The 7630-nt window shown below is 50.9% G+C and carries 7 protein-coding genes and 3 tRNA genes; 4 read left to right on the top strand and 6 right to left on the bottom strand.

The window, feature by feature from the left end; all coding sequences use genetic code 11:
- Positions 1 to 600 precede the first annotated feature (600 nt).
- The 3 genes from larB to ybaK all read right to left on the bottom strand — a co-directional run bounded on the left by larB (position 601) and on the right by ybaK (position 3612).
- Positions 601 to 1344: a nickel pincer cofactor biosynthesis protein LarB gene (gene larB / locus RDW05_RS11435; RefSeq protein ID WP_307979157.1), complete on the bottom strand. Its 744-nt coding sequence runs from the start codon at positions 1342 to 1344 to the stop codon at positions 601 to 603.
- A gap of 135 nt (positions 1345 to 1479) precedes the next feature.
- Positions 1480 to 2970, bottom strand: a complete 1491-nt coding sequence (gene thrC, locus RDW05_RS11430) for a threonine synthase (RefSeq protein ID WP_307979156.1) — start codon at positions 2968 to 2970, stop codon at positions 1480 to 1482.
- Between the two features lie 156 nt (positions 2971 to 3126).
- Complete coding sequence (ybaK, locus tag RDW05_RS11425) at positions 3127 to 3612, bottom strand: Cys-tRNA(Pro) deacylase (RefSeq protein WP_307979155.1); 486 nt, start codon at positions 3610 to 3612, stop codon at positions 3127 to 3129.
- A gap of 97 nt (positions 3613 to 3709) precedes the next feature.
- On the opposite strand from ybaK, the gene nadE reads away from it, so the two are divergent.
- The 4 genes from nadE to RDW05_RS11405 all read left to right on the top strand — a co-directional run bounded on the left by nadE (position 3710) and on the right by RDW05_RS11405 (position 5959).
- Entirely contained in the window at positions 3710 to 5602 is a 1893-nt protein-coding gene (nadE, locus tag RDW05_RS11420) for an NAD(+) synthase (RefSeq protein ID WP_307979153.1), read from the top strand.
- A gap of 119 nt (positions 5603 to 5721) precedes the next feature.
- Positions 5722 to 5798: transfer RNA gene (locus RDW05_RS11415), tRNA-Pro, on the top strand.
- Position 5799: 1 nt separating this feature from the next.
- Positions 5800 to 5873: transfer RNA gene (locus RDW05_RS11410), tRNA-Gly, on the top strand.
- Between the two features lie 9 nt (positions 5874 to 5882).
- Positions 5883 to 5959 (top strand) — tRNA-Arg (locus tag RDW05_RS11405).
- A 148-nt stretch (positions 5960 to 6107) separates the two neighbouring features.
- On the opposite strand, the gene RDW05_RS11400 is transcribed toward RDW05_RS11405, so the two are convergent.
- The 3 genes from RDW05_RS11400 to RDW05_RS11390 form a co-directional block, all read right to left on the bottom strand.
- A complete protein-coding gene (locus RDW05_RS11400; RefSeq protein WP_307979152.1) occupies positions 6108 to 6536 on the bottom strand; it encodes a hypothetical protein in 429 nt (142 codons plus the stop codon).
- A 29-nt stretch (positions 6537 to 6565) separates the two neighbouring features.
- Complete coding sequence (locus RDW05_RS11395; RefSeq protein ID WP_307979151.1) at positions 6566 to 7117, bottom strand: N-acetylmuramoyl-L-alanine amidase; 552 nt, start codon at positions 7115 to 7117, stop codon at positions 6566 to 6568.
- 5 nt (positions 7118 to 7122) lie between these two features.
- On the bottom strand, positions 7123 to 7630 hold a 508-nt coding region (locus tag RDW05_RS11390; RefSeq protein WP_307979150.1), incomplete at its 5' end, for a phage holin family protein.

The following is a 7630-nucleotide window of genomic DNA, read 5'->3' as shown; positions in this document are numbered from 1 at the left end:
CCTCACTACGTTCGGCACCTTCCCCAAGGGGCAGGCAAGACTAATAGCTTCAGACTCGGTTCCCCCGCGGGGGAACTGTCGCGTAAGCGACTAAAGTGGCAAAGCACAACCCTCAGTCATCGCCTACGGCGATGCCAGCTCCCTTGCAGGGAGCATATAAAAGTTAAGCAGATTTGCGAAGTTTAGCCTTCCGCAGGTCTGATATATCTTCCTTGAAAGGGAAGGTGGCTGCGAGCTTTAGCGAGCAGACGGAAGGGTTGCAACGCGATATTTAATTGCGACGCACAAGCACAACCCCCTTCCGCCTCACTACGTTCGGCACCTTCCCCGAGGGGCAGGCAAGACTAATAGCTTCAGACTCGGTTCCCCCTCGGGGGAACTGTCGCCGTAGGCGACTAAAGGGGGCAAAGCACAACACTCAGTCATCGCCTACGGCGATGCCAGCTCCCTTGTAGGGAGCATATAGAAGGCTAGCAGATTTTCGAAGTTTGACATTTTGCAAGTATGATATATCTTCCCTGAAAGGGAAGGTGGCTGCGAGCTTTAGCGAGCAGACGGAAGGGTTGCAACGCGATATTTAATTGCGACGCACAAGCCAACTCATTTACACGCCAGCCTGTTAATCTGCGTCGCAATAATCCCCGCACCATACCCATTATCAATATTCACAACCGACACACAATTAGCACAAGAATTAATCATCGTCAGCAACGCACTCAACCCATGAAAGCTAGCCCCATACCCGACAGAAGTAGGCACCGCAATTACCGGATTACGCACCAGCCCGCCAACAACACTCGCCAGCGCGCCCTCCATACCGGCAGCCGTCACCACGCAATTCGCCTGCCGCAGCAAATCAACGTTATCCAAAAGACGGTGAATCCCGCTCACGCCTACATCATAAAGACGCTCCACATGCGTCCCGAAAAACTCCGCCGTCTGCGCCGCCTCCTCCGCTACAGGAATATCGGCAGTACCCGCAGTACACACAACAACACAGCCGCAGCGCTCCTTATCCGGGCGCTCCTGCTTCAGCGTCCGCGCCACCGGATCATAAACAATATCAGGCAGCTGCCGCCGCACCAGCTCATACTGCTCCGGCGTTGCCCGTGTACCGAACACCTCGCCCTGCTCCGCCAAAAGACGCTTATAAATCTCTGCCAAATACGCATCAGGCTTACCGCTGCAGTAAACCACCTCCGCAAAGCCCGTGCGCTGCTCACGCGAAGTATCAAGACGCGCATAATTTAAATTCTCATACGCCTTGTGATTAAAATAACTCTCCGCCTCGGCCACGGACAGCTTGCCACTGCGCACCTGTTCAAGTACACTCCTGGAGTCCACTTTATACCTCCTTTTATGACAAAGACTTAGTTCGCCACCCGGCAAACTAAGTCTTGCATATATAAATATTAAATTTCGATTTTATTATAGCGAAAACATACCCGCAACGCAAGCATTCTTCACATCAAGCCACAATTACACAAGGTTCTTCACAACTGCCAGCTCCATCTTGTCCGCAGGAATAACCTCAGAATGCAGCACAGGCAGGTTCTCCAACGCCAGCATACGCGGCGGAATCTCCGCGCCGGTATCGGCATGCAGCTTTTGCAGCAGCTCAAAAGGATTGCTTCCCTGCGGCTGAACATCATCAAGTGCTGCCAGCACGCTGTCGGCAAACTTATACGGACTTGCGGTAGACAGCACCACGGTATAGGTTTCGTCACTGGTCAGGAAGCGATATTTTTCCATTGCACGCCAAGCAACGGCAGTATGCGTATCCATCAGGTAATGATGATCATTATAAATACGGCCGATAGCCTCCTTCGTTTCCAGCTCATCAACCCAGGCACCGAAGAACTGGCTTTGAATCTGCTTCAGATCATCGCTGTCAATCTCATAATGACCTTCGGTATTCAAACGCTTCATATAATCTGCCACGCGCGCAGCATCATGCTCTGTCACACTGTAAAGCAGACGCTCCAGATTACTGGAAACAAGAATATCCATAGAAGGAGAAACAGTCTTATAAAATTCACGGCGTCTGTCATAAACACCGGTATTAATAAAATCAGTCAGCACATTATTGCTGTTGGATGCACAAAGCAGTCTGTCAATCGGCAAGCCCATCAGCTTAGCGTAATAGCCTGCCAGAATATCACCGAAGTTGCCTGTCGGAACAACAAAATTAATCGGGTCACCGGCAGCAATCTTGCCTGCCTTCACAGCATCTACATAAGCGCTGAAGTAGTAAACAATCTGCGGCACCAGACGGCCCCAGTTAATAGAATTGGCAGAAGAGAAGGTATATCCCTTCTTCGCCAGCTCATCACTGAGCGCAGTATTACCGAAGATTTCCTTCACGCCGCGCTGAGCATCATCAAAGTTACCCTCAATACCGAAAACCTTAACATTTTTGCCTGCCTGGGTAATCATCTGCTGCTTCTGGATATCACTCACACCCTCGCTGGGGTAGAAAACGATAATCTGCGTACCCGGAACATCAGCAAAGCCTTCCAAAGCAGCCTTGCCAGTATCACCGGAGGTAGCAACCAGAATAACAACCTTATTCGTTTCGCCGGTCTTTTGCATCGATCGTGTCAAAAGATGCGGCAAAAGCTGCAGTGCCATATCCTTAAAAGCAGACGTCGGGCCATGCCACAGCTCCAGCACACCGGTATTATCATTTACCTGTACCAAAGGCACAGGATTATAACCGAATTTTTCCGGCGCATAGGCAGCATTTACACATTCGCGCAGCTCGTCCTCGCTGAAATCAGTAAGATACTGCAGCAGAACATCAACAGCACGCTCCGTATAAGGCTTGCGCTCCATCGCCTTTATATCAACCATACGCATCGCAGGAATATTCTGCGGTACAAACAATCCTCCATCCGCTGCCAAGCCACGGGTTATCGCGTGTGCAGCGGAAAACAAATCAGTTTTCCCTCTTGTACTAACATATAACATATATTCAACCTACTTTCTTCTTTAAATTTTGACGTCATACTGCCGTCAGCGTTAATAATACGCCTTCAGGCCAGCACAGTCGTATTTCTTTCAAACACAATTGTGCAAATAGGTTATCAAGATTATAATAGCATATTTTATAGGAAGGAACAAGAGTTACTCTGCAAAAATCAGCGGTGCCACCGTTGCAGCCGTAGCACGCTGCAAATCAGCCGGTGCCGCAATAATCTGCATACCGCGCTGACCGGCACTGATTGCAATCTCCGGCCAGTTATTGCTGTTTTCATCCATATATACAGGATAGTTCTTTTTAGCGCCCAAGGGTGAACAGCCGCCGCGAATATAGCCTGTCAGCGGCAATACCTCCTTCAGATGCACCAGCTCTGCACGCTTATTGCCGCTGGCTCTGGCCAAAGCCTTCAAATCAAGCTCACCGTCACCGGGAATCACGGCAAACATAATGCCGTTCTTGTCACCGCGTACTACCAGTGTTTTGAATACCTGTGATGCAGGCATGCCAACCTCTGCGGCAACATGCACAGCATCCAGATGCTCCTCGTCTACCGGATATTCCATAATACGGTATTCTATCTTCAGCTCGTCCAGACGGCGGGCTGCATTAGTTTTTTTGTTATGTTTCATCAGGAAAAACCCCCTCTAAGCTAGAGAAATTACTTCATCTCTGTTATAATAGCACTATAGTAATGTAAAATGCAAATAAAATTGTGAGGACAATAAATTGAAGCTGAAAATTATCTGCGGACAGCTGGAAATTACTCCCGGCCGTCCTGATGTAAACTATAAGAAAATCATTGACGCTATTGAAAAAGCACGCAGCCTTGAGGCCGATATCCTGCTGTTGCCGGAAATGGCACTGCCGGGTTATCTTATCGGCGACATCTGGGAGCAGCAGACCTTTTTGGATGACTGCGCCTATTATGCCGAAAAGATCGTCGCTGCCACCGAGAATATCTGCGTTATCTTCGGTAGCGTTGCCACCGAACCAGGCAAGCTCAACGAGGACGGACGCGTGCGCAAATACAACGCCGCCTTTGCCTGCCAAAACGGTAAGCTGCTCGGCGGTTATCAGGGACGCAGCTTCTTCATCAAGACATCGCTGCCCAACTACCGCGAATTTGACGACTGCCGTCATTTTTACAGCCTCCAGAAGCTCTGCGCCGAAGAATGTGCAAGCGTCAGCGAAGCACTGCAGCCTTTGGAAATCGTCATCCGAGGCACCAGCCTGCGCATCGGCGTCATGCTGTGCGAGGACGGCTGGACGGAAAACTATCACCTTAACGTACCGCAAACGTTGGCAGCCAACGGAGCACAGCTTTTATGCAACCTTTCCTGCTCACCCTACACGTTGGGCAAAAACCGTAAGCGCAACCACCTTTTCAGTGCGCAGGCACGCACCGCAGGAATTCCGCTTATCTATTGCAACAACGTCGGCATTCAGAACAACGGCAAGAATATCTTCACCTATGACGGCTGCACTTCCGCCTACAACGGCGACGGCAGTCTGGTAACCTCTGCGCCCATGTATGCCGATACCTTTTTAGAATTCACCTGGGATACAGAAGCAAACCACCTTATCTCCACCTGCCCGCCGGCCGTGCTGCCCCAGGAGCCGGAATCCGTTTACCGCGCCCTTCGCTACGGCACAGCCAAATTTCTGCAGCAATGCGGCATCAAGCGCATGACTATCGGTCTTTCCGGCGGCATCGACAGCGCCGTAACCGCCGTCATGTATGCAGATATCCTGGGACCGGAAAATATCCTGCTGCTCAACCTACCTTCACGCTTCAACTCCGCTGCCACGCGCAACAGCGCGCAGCAGCTGGCGCAGGCACTGGGCGCCAACTACGCCGTAATGCCCATCAGCGAAAGCTATGAGCTGACGGTTAAGCAGCTGGAGCAAACGCCCATCATCCATCTGGCAGACGGCAGCAGCTTCAACCTACAGCTCAGCGGACTGATTAAGGAAAATATTCAGGCCCGTGACCGTGGCGCACGTGTTATTGCTGCAGCGTCTGCAGCCTTCGGCGGTGCCTTCAGCTGCAACTCCAATAAAGCAGAGCTGGCCATTGGCTACGCCACCTTCTACGGCGACATCTGCGGCGCTATAGCAATGATTGGTGACCTTTGGAAGCATCAGGTATATGCGTTAGGACGCTATCTTAATGAGGAAGTCTACAAGCGCAAGGTAATCCCTGAAGCCATCTTCAATATCCGCCCCAGCGCCGAGCTTTCGGATGCGCAGACAGTAGGTAACGGCGGCGATCCGCTTGTTTATAGCTATCACGATTATCTGCTGCGTGCCTTTATCGAAAACTGGCATAAAACTACTCCGGCAGACATCCTGCGCTGGTACAAGGCAGGCACGCTGGCTGCAGAGCTAGGCTGTACGCAGGAAGCAATTGACGAGGCCTGCCCCGATACTGCTGCGCTGATTGCCGATTTGGAGCGCTGGTGGAAGCTGTTCGCCGGCTTTGCTGTTGCCAAGCGCATTCAGGCACCGCCCGTTTTATCACTCACCAAACGCGCCTTTGGCTATGACCATCGTGAAGCACAGCTTACGCCCTATTTTTCGCGTGAATATCACGAGCTTAAGGAAGAACTGCTGCAGTAAAAAAGCTTATCCGGCAGAAGAAAAATATGCTTTTATATTTTTCTTCTGCTTTATGATTAACAAACTATATATTTTCTCTTGACATCTGTTTAATTAAATAGTATAATACCTTTTGTATTCGGGGTGTAGCGCAGTTTGGTAGCGCACCTGCCTTGGGAGCAGGGTGTCGCAGGTTCGAATCCTGCCACTCCGACCATGCGGGTGTAGTTTAGTGGTAAAACCTCAGCCTTCCAAGCTGATGTTGTGGGTTCGATTCCCATCGCCCGCTCCAAATTAATATGGTTCAGTAGCTCAGTTGGATAGAGCAACGGCCTTCTAAGCCGTGGGTCGGGGGTTCGAATCCCTCCTGGATCACCATGAAAGAAACCCCGCAACCATGCAGGTTGCGGGGTATTTTTGTGTGTAAAAATCGCGCTTTTAAGTTGTTGATTTTTACTATTTTTTGCCCTATTTTTGGCTATTTTTTAGGCGCGTTGGCCCCAGCGTTGGCCCCAAATATAAACTATTATTTAAGCGCCGCATACACCACAACACTGCCGGCAACAATCTGCCAAAGCAGCCGCTGCCTTTTAATGCGCTCCGTCCGTCTCTGCTCCTGCTTGAGCGTCTCCGATAAGCTCGTCAATGATTTGTTTTGCTCGCTGATTATCAGATCTGATTTGCTCAACGAGCTTTTTGCTGTCGCTAACTCCTGTCTGAGCCTGTCGATTGAGGCCTGCTGCTCTGTCAGCATGCTGTTCTGCCCGCTCAACTGCTCCTGCAGCTGTTCTAACCTCGGCTCCTGCCTGCTGATTAAGCTCTGCAGCTCTTTCAATTTGCTGAGTGGTACTTGTACCATTGCATCCTGCTGTGTCTGCGCCGGTTCGGCCGCATCCACCGCTAAGCAGCAGGCCGGCAAGGCAGACAAGGCCAGCGATAAGCAAAGCGTAGGCAATAACCTTAACCTCACGCTCACCATACATGTCACTCTCCCCTCTCTGTGATGTAATCAGTAATGCCGCGTGCGATTGCGCGGGCCAACTCGTCCTGCTGGTTGATGAGCATCTGACAATCATCGTCATTGGTGATAAAGCCCATCTCGACCAAAACGGCAGGCATGTGTGTAGAGTTGAGGACGACTAGGTGCGGACGCTCCTTGACTCCTCTGTCCACCATGCCCAGACTGCCTACTATTTGACGCTGGATGCAGCTGGCCAGCATGTCAGCCTGCGTCCATCTGCTATACACCAGCACCTCGGTACCCTGCGCAGCAGGAGTGGCCGCGTTGCAGTGCAAGCTAACAAATATATCAGCAGGCCATGTGTTGGCGCTGAGGCATACATTGGTATAAGCCGCGTCCTCGCCAGCCAGGTTATTGCTCTGTACAGTCTTGACCTCACAGCCAGCGGCCGTCAGATAATCGGCCACCAGTACGCCGACATCACGGACAATATCAGCCTCAGTTACTCCGTAGTTGCGATTCACAGCGCCTGGATCAAGTCCCGGATGATGCCCCGGATTGATAAAAACACGCATTATTATCAGCCTCTTTTCTTTTTAATGGTAGCAACCAAGCCGCTTACAGCCTCAACGCCGGCAGCGTTAAGGTTCTCCACGATGCTCAGCAGCTCGGTGGCCGTCAGATAGCCGATAATGGTGCTGACTGCCCATGCAGGTTTACTAAGCTCCACCATAATAAGGTCTGCGGTTGCAGCAGCCATTACACAAACAAGGTATACAGCTATCTTACCTAAAAAGCGGTGTTTCATCACTTCGCTTTTAATCTCGCCAGCCTCGCGGGCGCGTTTGATACCGATTACGGATTTTAAAAAGCCAGGCTCAGGCACGCCCTGCGCCTTGAGGTAAGTGTAGCTAATTGCCACCCATTTTGTAAAACAGTCCACAAAAACGAGCAGGCTAAATGCGTAAAACAGTACGGCATGCTTATGCAGCAGCAGTACCATGATAGCGGTCACCGCCGCTTTGTAGGACCAGCCACTATACAGTGTCTTACCAGCAGCTACGGCCGAGTCAAAAAATAATTTGTAA

The organism is uncultured Phascolarctobacterium sp. (assembly GCF_902463975.1).
GTDB lineage: Bacteria > Bacillota > Negativicutes > Acidaminococcales > Acidaminococcaceae > Phascolarctobacterium_A.
Note: the sequence above shows the minus strand (reverse complement) of the source record. Positions and strands in the feature narration are given on the sequence as shown.